We start from the raw sequence: 433 nt of genomic DNA, 5'->3' as shown, positions 1-433 counted from the left end.
GGCGGGCACCGTCACGGTCGGCTCCGGCATGCGCCTGGAGCGCTTCAACGACGTGCTCGCCCAGCACGGCCTCGCGCTCACCAACATGGGCGACATCGCGGTGCAGAGCCTGGCCGGCGCGACCGGCACCGGCACGCACGGCACCGGCCGCGCGTCGGGCGCCTTGTCCGGGCAGATCCGCGGCCTCGAAATGGTGCTCGCGGACGGCGAGATCGTCACCTGCTCGGCCACCGAGAACGCCGAGCTGTTCGCGGGCGCCCGGGTCGGCCTCGGCGCCCTCGGCATCGTCACGGCGCTCACCTTCGCCGTCGAACCGGCGTTCCTCCTCGAAGCCCGCGAGGGGCCGATGACGCTCGACGCGGTCCTCGGCGGCTTCGACGAGCTGTGCGCGGACAACGACCACTTCGAGTTCTACTGGTTCCCGCACACCGAC

At 72.5% G+C, this 433-nt stretch carries 1 protein-coding gene; it reads left to right on the top strand.

Going from position 1 to position 433, the window contains the following annotated elements:
- On the top strand, nt 1–433 hold a 433-nt coding region (locus tag AC1DSF_RS30940; RefSeq protein WP_478184132.1), incomplete at both ends, for an FAD-binding protein.

Source organism: Variovorax sp. 01N429 (assembly GCF_056399425.1).
This window is presented reverse-complemented; position numbering and strand designations above follow the sequence as displayed.